The following is an 18,980-nucleotide window of genomic DNA, read 5'->3' as shown; positions in this document are numbered from 1 at the left end:
GAGAAAAAATTACAAATCATTCTTTATTTTCTTTCTGCTGCATTCCCCAAAAGACCTTTTCCGGAGTGATTGGCAAATGATGTTCTCTGACTCCAACGGCATTATATATTGCTTGAGAAATAGCTGGCGGCGGGGTATTAGCAACCACCTCTCCAATGGATTTTGCACCAAAAGGACCTGTGGGCTCATAACTTTCCTCGAATGCTATCCTCACTCTTCCTACATCTTTACGAGTAGGTATCTTATATTGCATAAAACTGTTGCTGGCCATCTTGCCTATTTCGTCATAGCGAACTTGTTCATAGAGTGCCATCCCGATCCCTTGAGCGATTCCTCCCTCGGCCTGAATACGCGCCAGAGCCGGATTAATAACAGTACCACAATCAATGACTGCTACATAATCGATCAAATCCACTTTGCCGGTCGCTCTATCAACTTCTACCTCAGCAAAACCCGCTACATAAGGAGGGGGGGAGACTTCACTGCCATGGGTGGCATAACCTACCAGCTGAAGCTTTCCATCACCTAGAATAGTAAGCTCGGCAAGCTTAGCAAAGCTAATTTCTTGGTCACCACTCACGGTGCAGACTGCTAAATCTTTTAATTCAACATCTTCCACCGGAACTCCCAAGAACACTGCACCTTGTTCCAGTATTTTTTTCTTTAATTCTTCGGCAGCTTTTATAACTGCCGTTCCCGCTACATAGGTGGTACTCGAAGCATAGGAACCCGGGTCATAGGGTGATGTATCCGTATCCCCTGCAGTAAGAATGATTTTATCCATAGGAATTTCCAGCACCTCTGCTGCCATTTGTATAAGAATGGTATCACAGCCAGTTCCCATATCCGTGGCACCGGTGAGAAGTGTGAAGTTCCCGTCATCATTCAGACGTATTTCTATAGAAGCAGTCCCGATATTGGCAATACCAGATCCTTGCATTGTTATTGCCATTCCCACCGCTCTCACTTTGTTTTGGCCAACTTCCCGGCAGGGGAATTTTTCCGACCAGCCAATCAGCTCTTTGCCTTTGGCAATACACCTGTCTAAGGCCGTACTTCCCAGCATAACCCCTTGGCCCGTTAAATAAGTTTCTCCAACTTTGCTGATATTCTTTAGACGGATTTCAGCAGGATCCATCATCAATGCTTCCGCCAGCTTATTCACTGTGGATTCCAGGGCAAAGGTACCCTGAGTTGCTCCATATCCTCTAAATGCTCCGGCAGGCATTTTGTTCGTATAAACAGCCTTCCCGTCAAATCGTACTGCTCTCGTTTTATTATAAAGGGGCAATGTATAGTGTCCGACACAGCTTAGAACCGTGGGAGCATGTTCCCCATAAGCACCCGTATCGGATAAAACCTGCATATCAATGGCTCTGATAAAGCCGTCGGAATCAGCACCTAATTTCACCTTCAATCTCATAGCATGACGGCTGGTTGTACAACTAAAGGTTTCTTTCCGATCATAAATGATCATAGCAGGTTTACCCGTCCTTAAGGTGACAATGGCAGCAAAAACATCTCCTGCCCCGGTCTGCTTACCGCCAAACCCACCACCAATTCTGGGTTTTAAGACTCTAACCCTGCTGGCCGGAATCTGCAAGGCTCTAGCCAGCTGCCTTCTGATATGGAAAGGAACTTGTGTGGAACTGACGACGATTAATCTTCCTGTATGATCTAAGTAGGTAAAAGAACGGTAAGTTTCCATCATCGTGTGCGCTTGAGCTTGAGGGTAATAAACATCCTCTACCACCACAGAACATTGTGCAAATTCGGCTTCTATATCTCCAACTTCTTCATAATGGGAAGACGTGATATTCTTCTCCTTTATCAGTCCAATTTCAAAGTTACAGCTTAGATCTTCTTCCGGATGAACGACTGAGGAGTGCCCGACGGCCTGCTCAAAGTCTAGAACAGGTACCATCACTTCATACTCTACCTTAATCATTTTCATGGCCATTAAGGCAGTTTTTTCATCGATTGCTGCAATAATAGCCACTTCATCTCCTACATAGCGAACAACTTGGTCTAAAATCAATCGATCATAGGGAGAAGGCTCTGGGTAAGATTGACCGGCAAGGGTAAATCGTTGCTTAGGAACATTTTTATAGGTAAGAATACATTCTACACCTTCTAATTTTTCAGCTTGAGCAACGTCAATGTTGGTAATTTTAGCAAAAGCATGAGGACTTCTCAAAATCTTTACTACCAAAGCATTGGACATTGCTAAATCCTCAGTATAAACCGGTTTACCTGTAGCAATTGCCATTCCATCGATTTTACGAATGCTCTGCCCGACGTTTTTCACACTAGGCCACCCCCAGATAGGTTTTTATAGCTCTAAGCTGTCCCATATAACCCGTGCATCGGCACAAATTCCCGGTTAAATAGTGAATTATTTCTTCCTCTGTTGGATCAACCAGCTCATGTTTCATAGCTAGTACGTTCATGATGAAACCCGGACTGCAAAAGCCACATTGTTCTGCCCCTTCAGCGCTAAGTATCTGAGCGAATTCCTCTGCTTCTTTTGCTACCCCTTCAATGGTCGTGATTTTTTTACCATGAGCACGTACAGTAAGAAACGAACATGAAAGCATGGATTTGCCGTCTACCCATACTGTACAAAGTCCACAGCAACTTGTATTACAAGCCTTTTTGACACTCAAATATCCGTGGGATCTCAAAGTATCCGCTAAGAATTCATCATTTTCAACTTCCCATTTGACCCTTTTATCATTAATTGTTAGTTCGATTTGCATTCTAAAACCTCCATGATTCCGCGTTTGACAAGCACTCGACATAGAGCTTTCCGATAGGCAGCTGTGCCTCTGGAATTTGTTCCGAAGGACAGCTCTTCCGACGTTATTAACGCTGCTTCTTCAATGACATCGATAGTGGGGACATCCTGGGATAATCTTCGCGCTGCATTAAAAGCAAGGGCTGCCTTACTTGGTCTGGACCCTACAGCAATTTTCCATTGATTATCCAGCCTTGATACTGCCACATTGATGACGGAGTAATCGCTGGCCGAGTTTCGAAAACTAAGGAAAGAAGCCTGATACTTAGCTTTTTTCAGCCACAACTTAACCATAAAATCTTTTTCTATAGGTTTTGCTAAAAAATCCATTAAAGGCATCCTGCCCGCCTTATATAATTCAACTTCTGTCCCTAAAGTTAACAGAGCCGTTAGCAAATCTGAAAAACCATATCTGGAATATACGGAAGCACCTACTGTAACACCATTTCGAAATTGCACTCCAATAATGTCTCGTACCGATTGGGGCAATACTCCATTAAAATGTTCCTTTAACAAAGAATGAGTTTCAACATCCCTCAGACTTGACATTGCTCCAATCTCAATATAGCCGTTCTGCTCCCGAATGTCATTAAGCTTTAGTCTGCTAAGATCTATACCGGTGTTAATTCTCTTTTTTCCCATTTTGAGGAAGGCACAGCCTCCAAGAATCGTATTATTTCGTTTTTCAGTTAGAATATGATAAGCTTCCTCAAGTGTATCCGGCTGAACCAGATTAAGCATGGTAAACACGCTTACCCCTCCTCATGATTTCTAAGTAAATATTTCTAAACGGCAAAAATAAACCCAAGCTGACAGCTTTCAACTCAAATTGATGAGAGAAATCTGCCAGCTCGGGATTAGTCCCTGCGGTATAATCCAAAAACAAAAGTCAGACTTTTTGTCCAACTATAAAAGTCTTTGGATTTGAACAATGGAACTAGCCCATTGTGCGCCTTTCGCTCATAGTCGGACAATTTACGGCTGTCCGGTAGAAACTTGCAGACCATATCTCTGCTATTATATGAACACTATTTAATTTTTATTGGCTCCGAAATTTATTCTACAAGAAACTCGTTCCTAGGTCAACCTATTTTCCGAACGATAATCAAATAATCATGTATATCGTTCGCAAAAAGCAAGGCTGCAAGTCAATTTCTTGCAGCCTTTTAAATCGTTGTTCCTCTATTACTATTTCTTTAGACCGATCGATAAATGCCTTTAAACTCATCAACTGCCGCATCAATATTGGCCTCATAACCCATCTCTTGCAGCGTCTCACCTATAATCTGAAGGGCTTTAACAAACATTTCTTCCGTAGCATTTCCCATGTGACCGATGCGAAAAGCCTTCCCGGCTAAAGCAGCTAAAGCTCCGGCAACGACGACACCTTTCGAGGCTAACTTCGAGCGAAATTCAGCATCGTTAAGACCCTCCGGATAAATAATGCAGCTCAAGGTCGGAGCCGCAACCTCTTCCATGGCTAGAGGCTTCATGCCGTATACTTTTAAGGCGCTTCTCATGGCACGTCCCAATGCTGAGTGACGACAATAACGCTTTTCCAGCCCTTCCGCCATAACCATTTCCATTCCTTTATTGAAAGCATAAATCATATTGACAGGAGGAGTAGCAAAGTATTTGACAGGATCATTCATTACCGGCAGCCAATTCTTAATATCCGTATAATACCCCATCACTGAAGACATTGCCTCACGAGCAGCTAAGGCTTTCGGTCCAAAGGCCACCATTCCAAGTCCGGGGGGCACGCCAATGGCCTTTTGGGAACCTGTTAATACTACATCGATTTTGTAATCGGGGTGACCGTAGGTTTTTTGCATATCTTCCTCTAAAGCAGCTGTCGCACATACCCCATCAAGAATAAAGAGGGCACCAGTTTTTTTGACAACCGGAATCAATTCTTCAATATTGGCCATAACTCCCGTCGAGGTATCGACATGGGTAACAGTTACCGCTTTAAAACCACCTTCAGCAAGCTTTTCTTCCAATAATTCTTTGCTGATCTGCTGTCCCCACTCGGCTTGAAGAGTTTCAACCTTAATGCCAAAGACCTTTGCCAAGGGGATAAAGCGGTCACCAAAGTAGCCATGACTTACTACCAGCAGCTTTTCTCCAGGAGCAACCGTGTTAATAATGGCCATTTCCATTGCCAAAGTTCCTGAACCGGCAATGACAAAAACCTCTCCGTCTGTGTTAAACAATTGTTTGCTTAGATTTAAACTGTTTTTGAAAATCTTGGCAAACCTCGGATCAGTATGCCCCATTGTCTCACTAGATAAAGCATCGTATATTTCATCCATGACTGGTGTAGGTCCCGGTACAAGCAACATTTCTTTATTTCGCAAAATATCCATCTCCTTAATAATTTTCAGCTACAATTAATCACTTATAATAAGTTCATCCACCGATCAAATAAATACCTTACTCAAAATAATTTCCAATTTCACTCGTAATTATGAACACGTAAATGAATTCACAAACGTCTATATAAGTTTGTTAGCCTTACGATGTCCTCCCTTCGTTGCAACACCGCCTTTGATAGGACTGAGCAGTGTATATGAGAAGACCCAAGCCGACAGATTTCTACTCAAATGGAGGGAGAGAAACCTGTAAGCTTGGGTTTGCAAATTACGCAAATTACCCACCAAACAATCCAGATACAGATATATACTCAAAGATACAAAAATCTGTATTACTAGAATTATTGCCTAGGTACACTTTCGCTCATAGTCGGACAATTTACGGTAGCCCGGTAGAAACTTGCAGACCTTATCTCTGCTATTATATGAACTATATATTTACTTGTTCCAATCTTATTCTACAAGAAATTATAGAATAGGTCAATGCTTTTTTCGAACGATTACTCCAATAAGCAGGAGATTGTTCGGCAATTTAAACATCATCATCTTTACTGATTAATTCATATAAGATTTCCAAACCGGTAATGATTTTAGTCATTTCTTCTTCTGTGGCTTTCTCCAGAACATTATAAAGGTATTTATTCAAGAGTTCATATAAGGCATTATCTTTCTGCCATTCCGGTGATAAGGAGAGCCTAACAATTCTTCTATTATTCTCAGGGATTTCTCGAATAACGACTCCCTGACAAACCAAGCGCTCTACAATCCCGGAAACTGTACTTTTTGATAGACCAATACAATCGCTCAACTCATTCAAGGTTGAATAAGGGTTCTTGTGCAGACCCATTATTAAACCAATTTGGGGACCCGTAAAGCCATATTGCCTTGATTTTTGGTAAAGATGATCTCGATAGACCTTGTGAATAGCTTTAAAAAGATTCAAGACTTTTTCAGATTCTTTACTCCAAGACAGTTGCGATTCGGGCTTCTGTTCCATTTGACTCCTCCCCTTTTATCGAGCTGTCAGGCTCTTTTTTCCTAGTCTTCTTAGTATTCCGCATCAGTAAAACCAGACAAATTGCAAGAGCTACCGCAAAAACGGTAATGGCAATAGCATGATTCATAGCATCAAGATAGGCTTGCCCATAAATTATTCTTCCAAGAGTTGATAGGGATGAGCCATAAGCGTCCCCTTGAGATAAACCACTTTTCATATAAACCCCCTGCAACCCTTTCATCAGAGTATTTGCAGTTGAATTAAAGGGTGTGATCTGCTCCGCCAGCCGGGCATAATTTTCATTGGATTTATTAGAAATAACTGTGGTCATAAATGTAATCGCTAAGGCATTCAAAATACTTCGTACCGTTGTGGACAAAGCGGTCGCCTTCCCATAGAGGTGCCTGGGCACATCATTCATGCCCGCAGTATTGACAGGCATCATTGAAAAACCAAGTCCCACTCCTCTGATAGCTGCTATCAACGTAATTGTTGTGGAAGTAGTATCCATGGTGAATTTAGACATTTCATAGGTTGCAAAGGCAAGAATCGTAAGTCCAGGGATAGTTACCACCTTTGCCCCAAACTTATCAAAAAGCGCACCGCTTATCGGCATCATTAGCCCGGAAGCAATAGCTGAGGGAAATAGGATAATACCCGTTTGCATGGCTGTATAACCTCTTAAATTCTGCAGAAAAAGAGGCAGTACATACATACCACTCATTAATGCCAATGTAGTAACACCGGTAATAAACTGACTGACCGTAAAATTATACACTTTGAAAACCCTTAACTCAAGCAATGGTTCTGGGTGAGTTAATTCATTGACAATGAAAATAAGAAGGCTGAATAAACCAAAGGTAAGAATGAGAGGGTATTTTACATTTCCCCAATCAAGGGAATCTCCTTCACCAAAAACATACAGAAGGCTGACAATACCTGCAATAGAGGAAAATAGCCCCACATAATCAAAATTGCCTTTGTATGGTTTCAGAGTTGTCTCTTTTAACAATATGGCAGCGACAATTACTCCAACAACTCCAACTGGAACATTAACATAGAAAATAAATCGCCAATCCATATATTGGATGATATATCCTCCCAAAGTTGGTCCGATGGCAGGTGCGGACATTGAGGCAATCCCCCAAAAACCTAAGGCTTTACCTCGTTCTTCAATGGGGAATACCTGCATAATGTAAGACATCCCCACCGGCATAATAGCACCGCCGCCGATAGCTTGAATAACCCGAAAGCCAATCATGGTGTTCGTGCTCCAAGCAAAACCACATAGAAATGAACCTAAGGTGAAGATCCCTAATGCAGCAATAAAGAGTTTTTTAATCCCAAAGGTATCACTGAGAAAACCGGTTATCGGCACGACAGATCCCATAGCCAATGTATATCCAGTTAATACCCACTTGATAGATTCCAAGTCAGCTCCAAAAACATTCATCATTTTGGGAACTGCAATATTCACGATACTGCTGTCCAGCATGACCATGAAAGTACCAATAACTACAACAAGCAAAGCGGACCACTTATATAAACTATCACCGGCACCTTCTGGCGCACTATGTTCATTCATATTGCATGCACCTCATTACTTGATATGAATCTTTACGATTGCATTGGTACCCGGCAGTAATGGGGCATCCTTTTTATCAAATTCTATTTTAACAGGAACTTTTTGTATTACTTTTGTAAACGTCGAGCTTGTTGAAGTAGGCAGTAAAGCAAATGCAGAATTTGAAGCTTGACCCACGTACTTCACTTTACCGGAAAATGACTTGCCCGAAAATTGATCAATGGTCACGTCGACTTGCTGACCTTCTTTAATTTTTGTCAACTTAGTCTCTTCGATATTAGCACTGATATACAACTTATCAGGATCAACGAGGACAGCTACCGTTGAACCGGCAGAAATAAACTCCCCGACAGTTCCTTGCTTCTTGATAACTACTCCATCAATAGGAGCCCTAAACACAGATTGATCAATGTTAGTTTCTTGAAGATCTGTAATCCCTTGACGTCCGAGAATCTGATTTTTAACAACCTTGTCTCCCTCTTCAACATTCAGTTCTAACAGCTTCCCCGACATTTGCGGACTAACAGTCACGAGATCACCTGTAACTTTAGCGTCCTCTGTAGTAACATAATTTGAGTTTTCATACCAGTAATAGCATCCAATGCTAGCCAATGCAGCAACCATCAATACGAGAATAATCACAATCAGTTTTTTTCGTTTTTCAGCCATAATTCCTCACCTGCCCTACTTCTTAATAATACCGATTTCAGCCAGCATCCCAGGCTTCAATATAGCCTTGGAATTATCAATTTCTATTTTTGCCAGAACACTCTTGCTCCGCGAGTCAATGACAGGGTCAACAACTGACACCTTTCCCTTAAATTCTTGATCAGCGAGTTCTGCAACTTTGACAACAACTTCCTGACCTACCTTGACATCCTTGATCAGGTCTTCAGGCAAAGATGCTTTTACATACAGCGTATCAAGATTAACAACCGTAAGCAGAGCTGTGCCAGGAGAGGCTAATTCTCCAATATTGATATTTTTTGCACTAACTATACCTGAAACAGGTGCGGTAATTGTCCCGTTAGCCAGCTGGGTTTTGGCCAGGTCTAAAGCAGCTTGAGATTGAGCAACTTGAGCTCGTAAAACATTCAAAGATTCCTGTGTTTCTCCTTGTGTTAAGATCTTTAACTGATCTTGTGCTGCATTGTATTGTGCCTCAGCTGCCGCCAGCTGAGTTTGTGCCGTTTCAAATTGTGCCTGGGCTATTGCCCCGGCGGCTAGGAGTTGTTGGTTTCGGTCAAAGTTATTTTTTGCATTAGTATAGCTTATTTGAGCACTGTCTAAAGTCGACTGAGCTTGAGCAATCTGTTCCGGGCGGGCTCCGGCTTCCACTTTAGCTAAGTTTGCCTGTGCAGTTTGGACACCTGCCTCAGCCTGAGCAACTTGAGCCTCAACTTCTTTTGTGTCCAATGTAATCAACAAATCACCCTTTTGAACAGTTGAACCGACATCCACTGAAATATCAGCTACTTTGCCAGCCAGTTTGGTGGTGATTTGGGCTTTTTCATTAGCATCAATAATTCCTGCCATAACATAAACAGGCTTGTTAACCTGAACAGTTGCATCCCCTTCAGCCTTTGGAGCGGAACTATTACATCCTGTCAGCAAAACACTCATAACTAATAAAAGACCAGCCACTCTTTTCATTGCAATCCCCCTTTATGTTTGTGTAAGAATTGTTCGCATGCGTACGTTTTCAACATGATTAAATTTAACTCTTGATAGTGATTAAGTCAATACTTTTTTTAGTTCTTCTTCACAATTTATACCTAATACTGGTGGCCAGTTCACCTTGAAGCTAACGTTTTTTGAATCTTTTTAAATTCAGCCTCAGCTTCATCCTCATCGACAAACCATATTGTCCCTTCCTCCAGGGAACTAATGTTAAAGGTATGAATTAAACCACCGGCAAGAGCCTTAATCCCCCAAGCCACAAAAAATTGGGCAGGGGAATTCACCGGATTCACTCCCGCACCAAAATAAACAGGAATCCCCCTAATCTCTGTTTGCTCGTAAATATTGGCCTTAGTAGTTCCGCAAGGATTACCCATAATACTCCCACTCCCTATAAACAATCTTTATTTTAAACTTCACGGTTACTCCGAAATTTCCTCCTATATTCTCTTCAGGATTTCTTTTTCCTTCATTGTCTACTTTATTCTTAGAGAGAGATAGTCTATAATAACAACAAGATTAATTAGGATTATCTACTAAAGATGGATGATGAACTGGAGGAATTCCATGTATACTCAGGCTTTCACACCTGAACAATCCGCCTTTGGCAAACTGGACAATGGACGAGACGTACTTATTCTCTATGTCAAAGAATTTAGCGAACAAGTAAAGACCATTAACCAACTGGGTTCTTCGAAATTTATGTATCATTGGTTTTCTACAGAACATAAAGATTCCTATGTCCTCCAAGTTACTTGGGAAAATGACCTTCACATCGCTATTCGCTTTAATCAGCAGCACTTTGGCCTTCTTGATCAACTTCTTGAACCCAAGGATGTTATTCTTACAACAACTCCTATATCTCTCCTTATGGAAAAAGCCCAAGCTAGTGACTATAACTTTATCGAATTCAGTGATGTACTTACCTTTAGCAATCTCTCCTTTACAGCAATCCCTAATGCTTGAAATTATTTAAAATTATGGGTAAGATGAAAGAGTCGGCAATGAAGCCTACCTGACTTTCAGGTAGGCTATTTTTATTTTGAGGTAAGTCTTAATGTCAAACGACACTCTAGTTATCGATTCCTCTATACTGCTCGGCGAACTCAAACAAGCGAAACAGGAAATGGGTCAAGTCATCGAGTCAATCCGTCAAATAGCTCAACACACTAATCTTCTTTCTCTAAATTCAGCCATTGAGGCAGCCAGAGCTGGCGAAGAAGGAACTAAAATTCACGGTTATGCTCATACCAGCGGCTATAATGCTTATAAAGGAAAAAACTGGTCTGCTCTAGTCAGTGAAACCCTTTAATTTTGGGCAAAACACTAAGAAAAAGAGATGAGTCACATCATGTGTACCCATCTCTTTTTATAATAGTCCAAAAGCAGACTGCCTGGGCCGGAAGGCTTTGCGCTGCAAAAGGCTTTATATAACACAACTAAACTTGCTGCCGGTTTGCAAACGTTTTTTAACGCTTGGATAACGATCAAGGTCAGTATGAGGAAGGAACTTACTGCTTACAAATTTATCCATAAAGGCTGAATTAGCATTGAGTTCGAAATAAGTTACCTTCCCCGCAATTTCTTCTGCTTCCAGGCGTTTCGTACGAGACAGAAGCACTTGCCGGGCAGCTTCGCCTGAACTATTTCCCAAACGCAGAATAGCAGTCCGGGGAAGATCCGGATATAGACCTATTGTAACAGCCGACTCAACGGGTAAATATTGTCCAAAAGCGCCCGCCGCATAAAAATGACTGATTTCTCTCCAATCGCATCCCACATTCTCCATCAAAAGGTCCGTTGCAGCGTTTACTGCGCCTTTTGTCGCCATGAATTTGTTGATATCTGCTTGAGTAATAACAATGTCTTCTCCTGTGGCCGCTTCATGGGCAGGGACTACGATAAATTCTTTTTGCCCGTTCTGAAAATGAGCAGACCGGTTGATAATGCCGCCGACAAAGAGTTCAGCAAGTGTGTCTACTAGCCCTGAACCGCAGATTCCTCGTGCAGGAAGGTTTCCCACCGTTGAATATTCTACACAGCCAGTCACCGGATTAATGGAAACATGATCCACCGCCCCCGGTTCCGCTCTCATACCATGGGCTGAGACTCCCCCTTCCAGGGCTGGCCCGGCAGCACCAGCACAAGCAACGAGCCATTCTTCATTACCTAACACGATTTCCCCATTCGTACCGATGTCAACAAATAATGATACATCCGGCTGCCGATGCATACCGCTCACTAATATGCCCCCTATGACATCTCCTCCCAAATAGCTTCCGATACTTGGCAGGCAATAGATGGGTGCTAAGGGGTGAATATCAAGTCCGATTTCTTGGGCATGAATGATGCCAGGATTGTTGACAATAGGAGTATACGGAGCGCGGCAGATAGACGAGGGATCCAAACCAAGCAAAAGATGAATCATGGTTGTATTCGCCCCAATGGCTGCTGCAGTAATTTTGCTTGTCTCAGCAGGCAGCGGGTAAAGCCGCTTAATTAAACGATTTAAAGTCTTCAAAACCGCTGACTGAAGACTGTCTAAGCCTCCAGGTTCTGAAGAATAGCGAATCCTGGTCAATATGTCCTCGCCCATAAACACTTGATCATTATAATCTGCTGCATGTTTCAGGACTTTGCCATTACAAAGATCAATTAAGTACACTACCACAGTTGTCGTTCCTATATCTATGGCTAAACCATAGTGTTGCTGAGCAGTATTGCCGGGTTCCAAATCAATCACTGTCCACCCTTGTCCTGTTTCTGCTAAGGTAGCCGTGACCTGCCACCCCGCTCTTGTGCAGATCCCAGAAATTAATGACATAAGGGTTAATGGAACATGAACTGAACCATAGCTGTGCTCCATCCTATGGCGAAATTGATCAACAATTGCCCTGTTATCTTGAGGGCTGGGCGGGTTAAGGGAAATATAAACCTTTCTGGTTAGGGGCTCAAGATTTGTGAGCGAAGTTTGAACTTGTTCGGCAAGGATGATAGGTTTTTGGTTGGCTTTGGTCATAGTTTTTACCTTCTTCGTTATTTATTGTAATTCAAACATATAACTTAATTCAGAAGCTTCTTTCTGACCCGGAATAAACGTTTTCTCCACAAAATTCACCCGATGGTGCTGTTCGATCAAAATCACCGTTGAAGACCTGGTTCCATAATCCATTCCGTGGATGAAAACAGAGGATAAGAGTTTTTCCAACTCATAACTGATTCCCGTATTGGGCAATTGGTGGTCGGGAGCTTTTTCTCTATCAGCTAAGATCTCAAATAGTGCTTGAGGTTCAATCTCTTTGCTGACATCGAGGTAATTGGTGAATGCCTGCTTACTCTTTTGAACTTTAGGCCAAGGATAATCCAGCTGATAATTACTTAATCCGTAAATCCCTGGCATTATTTTCGTAATCTCAGGTGTTTTTGAACACAAAAAGAACATATCAGATCTGTCTCCGACCAAAAGATTAAATGGATTGTATAAATCTTGCCCAAAGACAACTTCTTGCAGATAGTTTACAGGATTTTGATTGCCGCATAAATAATCACTGACTAACTTACCCCTGGATTGAGGATTTGTCAGCTGTGCAGAGGGATCTCGAAAGTTTGTTAGTGCTGCAAAACGACCTGAACGGGTTATACCCATCCATGTTCCCAACATTTTTAAATCCCTGCCGGCCAAAATCTCAGGATGAGAGTCCCAAAAATGGGCGCTTGCCGTCGGCCTATTAAAGTATTCATCACGATTTGCCGTAAGTATCAAGGGATATCTTGGATGACAGTCATACGCAAAAACAATTAGACACATGGTCCATCAAGTCCTTCCCTGTCGCAATCACTCGTTGCCTATTCTCTCTCTTATGTTCATTCGATAATACTCATAGGCAACGTCGACATAAAAACCTGTTTTTTTATAGAGCATGTAAGCATTTGTATTGTCACTGTTGACCTCTATAGTGATATGGGCCTTCCCTGCCAGCAATAAACGATCTATGACTGAACAGAGAAGTTCCTTACCATACCCTTTACCTTGATATTCAGGGATAATCCCCAACCCAAATATTGAAACATCCTCCCCGTCATAATTGGTTGAAACAACGCCAATAACCTTATCCTGTAAGATGGCTAAATATTGATCTCGCGTATCCGAGTGAAATCGATTTTGTATAAGGCTTTTAGACTCATCATAGTTATCATTAAACACCTTCATGTGAACGGTGACGACTTCTTCCAACTCCTCCGGCAATGCTTGGCGCAGAACGATACGATACCCATTTAACCGAGAAAATTTACCCTTTAGGAACCTCATGAAATACTCGGTATGTTCATAGCCTGCCTGAAGAGCTTTCATTACCTCTTTCCCCGGGATCGATGAACGCTCACAGACAAATAGTATATAGGGAACTTCAAAACGTTTTAACTCCTCCATCGCTTTTGTCAATAATAATTTGAAATAACCTTTTTCTCTATACTTTGGCAAAGTATACGCCGCTATCTCAGCTTCTTGTTTAGTTGGAACAAACATAGTTAAGATACTGATTAATTTCTCCTTTTCATAAAGAAGAAAAAAACTGTTAATTCCTGGATGGACATTTAATGAGGAATCTAAAAAAATACTGCCTCTAAGATTATCATAGTCAATGCACAACTCTTCCAGGTCAAGTACTTCCTGAATGGTATTCTCACTCAAATGTCTCTTCGCCTTGATTAACATTTTACCTCAAATTCCTCCCAACAAATTGAAGACAGCATTTAAGATAGGGTAGATAGAAGAATGCCAAAAAAATCCTTAAATCTATTATATAGGTATTTCAGTGGTTCGAATAGATCCAAAAAGAAAAAAGAACCCCTTTCCTCCCGGATTAGAGTTCTAGGCAATATTAATCTACGCTGTAGGCTGATTTCGATAATCAAAGACCCGTTTGGCTTTGCCTGCACCACGTTCCAGGGTTCCCGGCTGAACAATTTTCAAACGCACATTAATAGACAAAACACTATGGAGCTTTTGGCGAATATAGCTTGAAAAGTCCTCTAATTTTGAGTAGGGTTCGAGCAAATCTTCACGAGTCAGTTCTACAACAACTTCCAATTCATCGAGAAAGTTTCGCCTATGAACATTAATCAGATAGTGGGGACCAATTCCATCAATGGTCATAAGAACACTTTCAATCTGGGAAGGAAAAACATTAACCCCTCGAATGATCAGCATATCATCGGTACGGCCAACAATTTTACGCATCCGCGCAGTGCTTCGGCCACACTGACAAACATCTTGGGTAATACGGGAAATGTCTTTTGTCCTAAAACGAATAACAGGAAAGGCCTCTTTCGTTAAAGATGTGAATACCAATTCTCCCTCCTCACCGGGTTCAAGCACTTCTCCCGTCTCCGGATCAATTGTCTCGACAATAAAATGGTCCTCCGCAATATGATGCCCGCATTTACAGTTGCATTCTCCAGCAACCCCCGGGCCCATAACTTCACTTAATCCGTAATTGTCCGTAGCAATAATGTTAAGCCTGGATTCAATCTCCTTACGCATTTCCTCAGTCCAAGGTTCTCCTCCGAACAGCCCGATTTTCAACTTTAATGAAGAGATATCAATACCCATCTTTTCTGCTACTTCAGCAATATAGAGGGAATAACTGGGTGTTGATATAAGCACTGTCGTGCCAAAATCTTTCATCAACATAAGCTGCCGTTCTGTATTTCCTCCAGAGACTGGCACGACTAGGGCCCCTGCACGCTCAAGTCCATAATGCAGTCCGAACCCTCCTGTAAAAAGGCCATAGTTAAAGGCTATCTGAGCAACATCTTCCGAAGTGACACCTGCTAAGCTCACCATTCGCGCCGTTAAATCAGTCCAGGTATTCAGATCATTCGCTGTATAGCCCACGACCACTGGACGACCCGTCGTCCCCGATGAAGCATGAACTCGAACCACTTCCTTTTGCGGTACAGCGAAAAGTCCAAAAGGATAATTGTTTCTTAAATCTTCTTTAGTTGTGAAGGGCAAGTACTTAAGATCATTTACAGATTTAATCCCTTCAGGAACAATCCCTAATTTTTCAAATTTCTCTCGATAATGAGGCACTTTACTATATACCCTGTTAACTGTCCATTTCAAACGCTCAAGCTGCAATTCCTCGAGCCTGCTGCGGCTCATACATTCGTGTTCAACATCCCAGATCAAATTGAATCAACCTCATTTCTTTGGAGATTTCCAATAGTTCTTTATAGATCAGTTAAAATAAAAATAGCTACCACAAAAAGGATAGCTATTATATATAAGCATTGAATACATCATATTCAACCATCCTTCCGTTCTAACAATGTTCTATTATTTATCAAACATATCAGCAAAATTACTACTTTACTACATCTGTGAAAGAGCTCACAGATCTTCTACATTTTACATTCTAACGAACAATTATCTAATTGTCTAGGATTTTATCAGATCAAGAAACGTTATTTAACCATTGATATACCGGAAGTACTTGTTTCGCCGAAAGGGTATTCCCAAGAATTCCTGCGCTGCTTCCAAAAATGTATCCGCCATTCAAATCCTGGAGAGAAGCAGCTTTGATTAATTCCAAAGCTTTCTCAATCCGATTTTCTGCTTCAAACCAACCCAGATCGTATCCACCCATTAAACAAAGCTTATGTTCTGTTGCCATTCTGACTTTTGTGATATCTTCAAGTGACGAAAAATCCAGAGAATGCAAACCGTTAATACCTGAATCAAGGAGATCATCCATCACAGGCAATAAATCTCCGTCAGCATGGAAGAAGACAGGAGGATTCTGTTCTTTTAACACGTGAACTTGTTTCTTTAGTCCGGGAAAAAAATCCTTTTTCAGGGCTTTAGGAGAAATAAAAGTTCCACCTTTGTACGCAATATCATCAGCAACAATGATTCCATTAGCCCCCGACACCAAGGCTTTAAGCCCTAGTTCAGTATTTATTCTTACTGACTTACTGATTAAATCCGGGATGATGGGATCTGACTTGGCAATCGCTAACAAATAATCTGTAAAGGAAGAGAAGAGTTTTGCTGTTCCCTGAAATGGACCGTCAATTATGGCGAAAATAAAAAAATCTGTCTCTTTGCGCCAGGTTTCAATGTTTTTCCAAACTCGATTATTTTCGTCTTCCTCTTCAAGAGGAGAAAAAGCCAACGCATCCAGCCCGCACAGTTCACAGGCTTGGGCTCGATCCTCGAAGGTCACCGCTTTCTTCAGACTTAATAACTCCGTAATAAATTCATCTTCAAGGTAAAATTCCCCTTTGGGTAAACGATCCATACTGTCAAAACGAACAGCTGCTAATATTCTTTCAATTCTTTTCATTTTAAAACCGACTTCCTTTTTCTGTAGTATTCTGAAAGGCTAACAGTTTTGCACAAATTACTCCGATTAAATGACATTATAATCGTTTAAGATCATTAATACCAGACAAGTCTTTCTAATCAGTTTATTTCTAAAATATACAAGCCACGCTTTGCAGAGCGTGGCCTTCATAGTCATTATTTTCTAAAAGAAAAGACGATCATTACATTCTATAGCCCCTGCCAAGGAAGCCTTGAGCTGAATAACCTTGACCTTGGAAACCTTGGTTAACAACGACGTTTCTTGAAATTGGCTGATAGTAATGCTGAGGCACATCGATAATATTTTGACGGTTAATTGTCACAACAGGATGAATTACAGGGATAGCACGCTGATAATAAGAATCTCTTACACAATATTGCGGGGGACAACAAATTGGTTTACATCCATAACCACTCATTAGAAACTCACCTCCTTAACTTCACTATATGCGTTTAATGGTTCTATTGGTATATCATTCCATCCTTTGCTGAAATTTTTTTCACTATTAATTCAAAGATATAGTCCAACTTTTGTCCAACTTCAACAGAGGCAGTATCATATCCCCTCAACACAAAAAAACAAGCGCTCTGAAACAAGGAACGCTTGTAAGAAATGTCTTTACTTATTTTAGATTAGAATAAATTAAGCTCTTTTAAGTCCACCTCTGGAACTAGCCCTTCTTGAGCAGCTCTCGTCAAAAGAGTCCCCACTGCTTTATAACCTGTCTTGCCGATATTTTCGGTGTAGTTATTAACATAAAGCTTAATATGGGCTTGAGTCACTTCAGAGGATAGCTCCTGACTGTGCTGCAGTACATAATCCTTTGATTCCATGGGATGAGCCCAGGCATATCTGACTGATGCCTGAATCCAGTGTGTAATTTCTGATAGGTCTAACCTTCGCCTAGCAATGATTGCTCCCAGCGGAATCGGCAGGTCCGTCTCTTTCTCCCACCAATTCCCTAAATCGACCATTTGCATCAAGCCGAATGAAGGATACGTAAAACGCGCCTCATGAATAACAAGTCCAGCATCCACCAACCCGTCGCGAACAGCCGGCATGATCTCATGAAAGGGAAGAACTATAATCTCTCCTATCCCACCTGGAACGTTTTGCGCTGCCCATAGGCGAAAAAGTAAATAAGCAGTGGATCGTACGCTGGGAACAGCAACTCGACTCGTATGCAGCTTTGCCGGATTGATACTGTCTGACCTGTCAGAAGTCAGCAATAGAGGGCCACACCCTTTCCCCAAAGCGCCCCCACAAGGCAGCAAGGCATACTCTGACAAAACCCAAGGCAGGGCAGCATAGGAAATCTTAACAATATCCGGTCCATTAGGGCCGGCGGCTAAATTGTTCGTAATATCAATATCGGCATAAGTCACATCAATCTTAGGAGCCCCCGGTATTAAACCGTGTACCCAGGCATGAAAGACAAATGTATCATTAGGACAAGGTGAAAATGTAACTTTCATATTGAAACCTCCGATAAAACTTGAAAAACGGCTTCCAAGACTTCAAGAGCTTCTCTTATCCGCCATGCAGAACGATTGCGCGGACCCACCATGTTTGAGATTGCCCTAACTTCTATTACGGGCAATCCCTGATCTAAAGCGGCAAATCCCACTCCATACCCTTCCATGGCTTCAGCAGCAGCTCTGGGGATTCGAGCCATCATTTCTTTTGCAGTCTCAGCTGTGCCGGTAACTGTCGAAACTGTAAGCACCGGGCCATTGAATACTCTCAGCTTAGCTTTAACTAATGCTTTGGTAACATAGTCTACTAAACCCTTGTCTGTCCGGATACAAGTCGAACCAAATCCTAATTCATTCAAGCTGCTAAACCCTTCCGGTGTCTCTGCCCCTAAGTCAGCAGCAACGATCTCTGTCCCTACCACAACAGAACCTACCTCAGCTCTGTTCGGAAAACCTCCGGCAAAACCTGCACTGATCACTAAATTGTAATTAGCTGCAGCTAATGCTCTGCTCGTATTCACTCCCGCTGCAACAGGCCCCACGCCGCCTAACAAAACCTCAAACCTCGGGTCACTCTTTAGTCCCCGTAATACGGCATCCCGCTCCGGCAAGGCAGCAGTCACAACTAATACCCGTAATGGGGATTGCTGACTCCAAGGAATGAAATCTGTAAATTGGTTATAGTTTGCTTCAAAGCTCAA

General features: G+C 41.9%; 18 protein-coding genes, 1 pseudogene and 2 riboswitches. Of the genes and pseudogenes, 2 read left to right on the top strand and 17 right to left on the bottom strand.

Features of this window, described 5'->3' with window-relative positions; translation table 11 throughout:
* Positions 1-16: 16 nt before the first annotated feature.
* The 9 genes from DESOR_RS04000 to DESOR_RS03960 all read right to left on the bottom strand — a co-directional run bounded on the left by DESOR_RS04000 (position 17) and on the right by DESOR_RS03960 (position 9,811).
* The gene (locus DESOR_RS04000) at positions 17-2,308 is read right to left on the bottom strand and encodes a xanthine dehydrogenase family protein molybdopterin-binding subunit (RefSeq protein ID WP_014183326.1); all 2,292 of its coding nucleotides are present in this window, start codon (positions 2,306-2,308) and stop codon (positions 17-19) included.
* A 1-nt stretch (position 2,309) separates the two neighbouring features.
* A complete protein-coding gene (locus DESOR_RS03995) occupies positions 2,310-2,759 on the bottom strand; it encodes a (2Fe-2S)-binding protein (protein ID WP_014183325.1) in 450 nt (149 codons plus the stop codon).
* Positions 2,744-3,547, bottom strand: coding sequence for an FAD binding domain-containing protein (locus DESOR_RS03990; protein WP_014183324.1), 804 nt, complete (start codon positions 3,545-3,547; stop codon positions 2,744-2,746). Before DESOR_RS03990 ends, DESOR_RS03995 begins: the two co-directional genes overlap by 16 nt.
* A 193-nt stretch (positions 3,548-3,740) precedes the next feature.
* A riboswitch (purine riboswitch) is annotated at positions 3,741-3,842 on the bottom strand.
* Positions 3,843-3,993: 151 nt separating this feature from the next.
* A complete protein-coding gene (locus tag DESOR_RS03985; RefSeq protein WP_014183322.1) occupies positions 3,994-5,157 on the bottom strand; it encodes a pyridoxal-phosphate-dependent aminotransferase family protein in 1,164 nt (387 codons plus the stop codon).
* Between the two features lie 362 nt (positions 5,158-5,519).
* Positions 5,520-5,621: riboswitch (purine riboswitch) on the bottom strand.
* Positions 5,622-5,704: 83 nt separating this feature from the next.
* The gene (locus tag DESOR_RS03980; protein ID WP_014183321.1) at positions 5,705-6,169 is read right to left on the bottom strand and encodes a MarR family winged helix-turn-helix transcriptional regulator; all 465 of its coding nucleotides are present in this window, start codon (positions 6,167-6,169) and stop codon (positions 5,705-5,707) included.
* Positions 6,132-7,754, bottom strand: a complete 1,623-nt coding sequence (locus DESOR_RS03975; protein ID WP_014183320.1) for a DHA2 family efflux MFS transporter permease subunit — start codon at positions 7,752-7,754, stop codon at positions 6,132-6,134. Before DESOR_RS03975 ends, DESOR_RS03980 begins: the two co-directional genes overlap by 38 nt.
* A 15-nt stretch (positions 7,755-7,769) precedes the next feature.
* Complete coding sequence (locus tag DESOR_RS03970) at positions 7,770-8,423, bottom strand: HlyD family secretion protein (RefSeq protein ID WP_014183319.1); 654 nt, start codon at positions 8,421-8,423, stop codon at positions 7,770-7,772.
* Between the two features lie 15 nt (positions 8,424-8,438).
* Positions 8,439-9,407: an HlyD family secretion protein gene (locus DESOR_RS03965; RefSeq protein WP_014183318.1), complete on the bottom strand. Its 969-nt coding sequence runs from the start codon at positions 9,405-9,407 to the stop codon at positions 8,439-8,441.
* Positions 9,408-9,547: 140 nt separating this feature from the next.
* Positions 9,548-9,811 carry a hypothetical protein gene (locus tag DESOR_RS03960; protein WP_014183317.1) on the bottom strand — a complete coding sequence of 88 codons (264 nt, stop codon included), beginning with the start codon at positions 9,809-9,811 and terminating at the stop codon, positions 9,548-9,550.
* Positions 9,812-10,001: 190 nt separating this feature from the next.
* On the opposite strand from DESOR_RS03960, the gene DESOR_RS03955 reads away from it, so the two are divergent.
* Complete coding sequence (locus tag DESOR_RS03955; RefSeq protein ID WP_014183316.1) at positions 10,002-10,400, top strand: hypothetical protein; 399 nt, start codon at positions 10,002-10,004, stop codon at positions 10,398-10,400.
* 91 nt (positions 10,401-10,491) lie between these two features.
* Positions 10,492-10,659 (top strand): annotated as a pseudogene (locus DESOR_RS30515) (methyl-accepting chemotaxis protein); the annotation flags it as partial.
* 201 nt (positions 10,660-10,860) lie between these two features.
* Here DESOR_RS30515 and DESOR_RS03945 read toward each other — a convergent pair.
* The 8 genes from DESOR_RS03945 to DESOR_RS03910 form a co-directional block, all read right to left on the bottom strand.
* The gene (locus tag DESOR_RS03945) at positions 10,861-12,453 is read right to left on the bottom strand and encodes an ASKHA domain-containing protein (protein ID WP_014183315.1); all 1,593 of its coding nucleotides are present in this window, start codon (positions 12,451-12,453) and stop codon (positions 10,861-10,863) included.
* 21 nt (positions 12,454-12,474) lie between these two features.
* A complete protein-coding gene (locus DESOR_RS03940; RefSeq protein ID WP_014183314.1) occupies positions 12,475-13,242 on the bottom strand; it encodes an NRDE family protein in 768 nt (255 codons plus the stop codon).
* A 27-nt stretch (positions 13,243-13,269) separates the two neighbouring features.
* Positions 13,270-14,148: a GNAT family N-acetyltransferase gene (locus DESOR_RS03935; protein WP_014183313.1), complete on the bottom strand. Its 879-nt coding sequence runs from the start codon at positions 14,146-14,148 to the stop codon at positions 13,270-13,272.
* Between the two features lie 171 nt (positions 14,149-14,319).
* Positions 14,320-15,627, bottom strand: a complete 1,308-nt coding sequence (locus DESOR_RS03930; RefSeq protein ID WP_014183312.1) for a phenylacetate--CoA ligase family protein — start codon at positions 15,625-15,627, stop codon at positions 14,320-14,322.
* 265 nt (positions 15,628-15,892) lie between these two features.
* Positions 15,893-16,783, bottom strand: coding sequence for a uroporphyrinogen decarboxylase family protein (locus DESOR_RS03925; RefSeq protein ID WP_014183311.1), 891 nt, complete (start codon positions 16,781-16,783; stop codon positions 15,893-15,895).
* A gap of 202 nt (positions 16,784-16,985) precedes the next feature.
* Entirely contained in the window at positions 16,986-17,222 is a 237-nt protein-coding gene (locus DESOR_RS03920) for an inner spore coat protein D (protein WP_014183310.1), read from the bottom strand.
* A 214-nt stretch (positions 17,223-17,436) separates the two neighbouring features.
* On the bottom strand, positions 17,437-18,279 hold the full coding sequence (locus DESOR_RS03915) for a 1,4-dihydroxy-6-naphtoate synthase (protein ID WP_014183309.1): 843 nt from the start codon (positions 18,277-18,279) through the stop codon (positions 17,437-17,439).
* Positions 18,276-18,980, bottom strand: coding sequence for a futalosine hydrolase (locus DESOR_RS03910; RefSeq protein ID WP_014183308.1), 705 nt, complete (start codon positions 18,978-18,980; stop codon positions 18,276-18,278). The genes DESOR_RS03915 and DESOR_RS03910 overlap by 4 nt, the downstream gene beginning before the upstream one ends.

Source organism: Desulfosporosinus orientis DSM 765, assembly GCF_000235605.1.
In the GTDB taxonomy this organism is placed as follows: Bacteria; Bacillota; Desulfitobacteriia; order Desulfitobacteriales; family Desulfitobacteriaceae; genus Desulfosporosinus; species Desulfosporosinus orientis.
The sequence above is the reverse complement of the archived record's forward strand: the minus strand, read 5'-3'. Positions and strand labels throughout refer to the sequence as shown.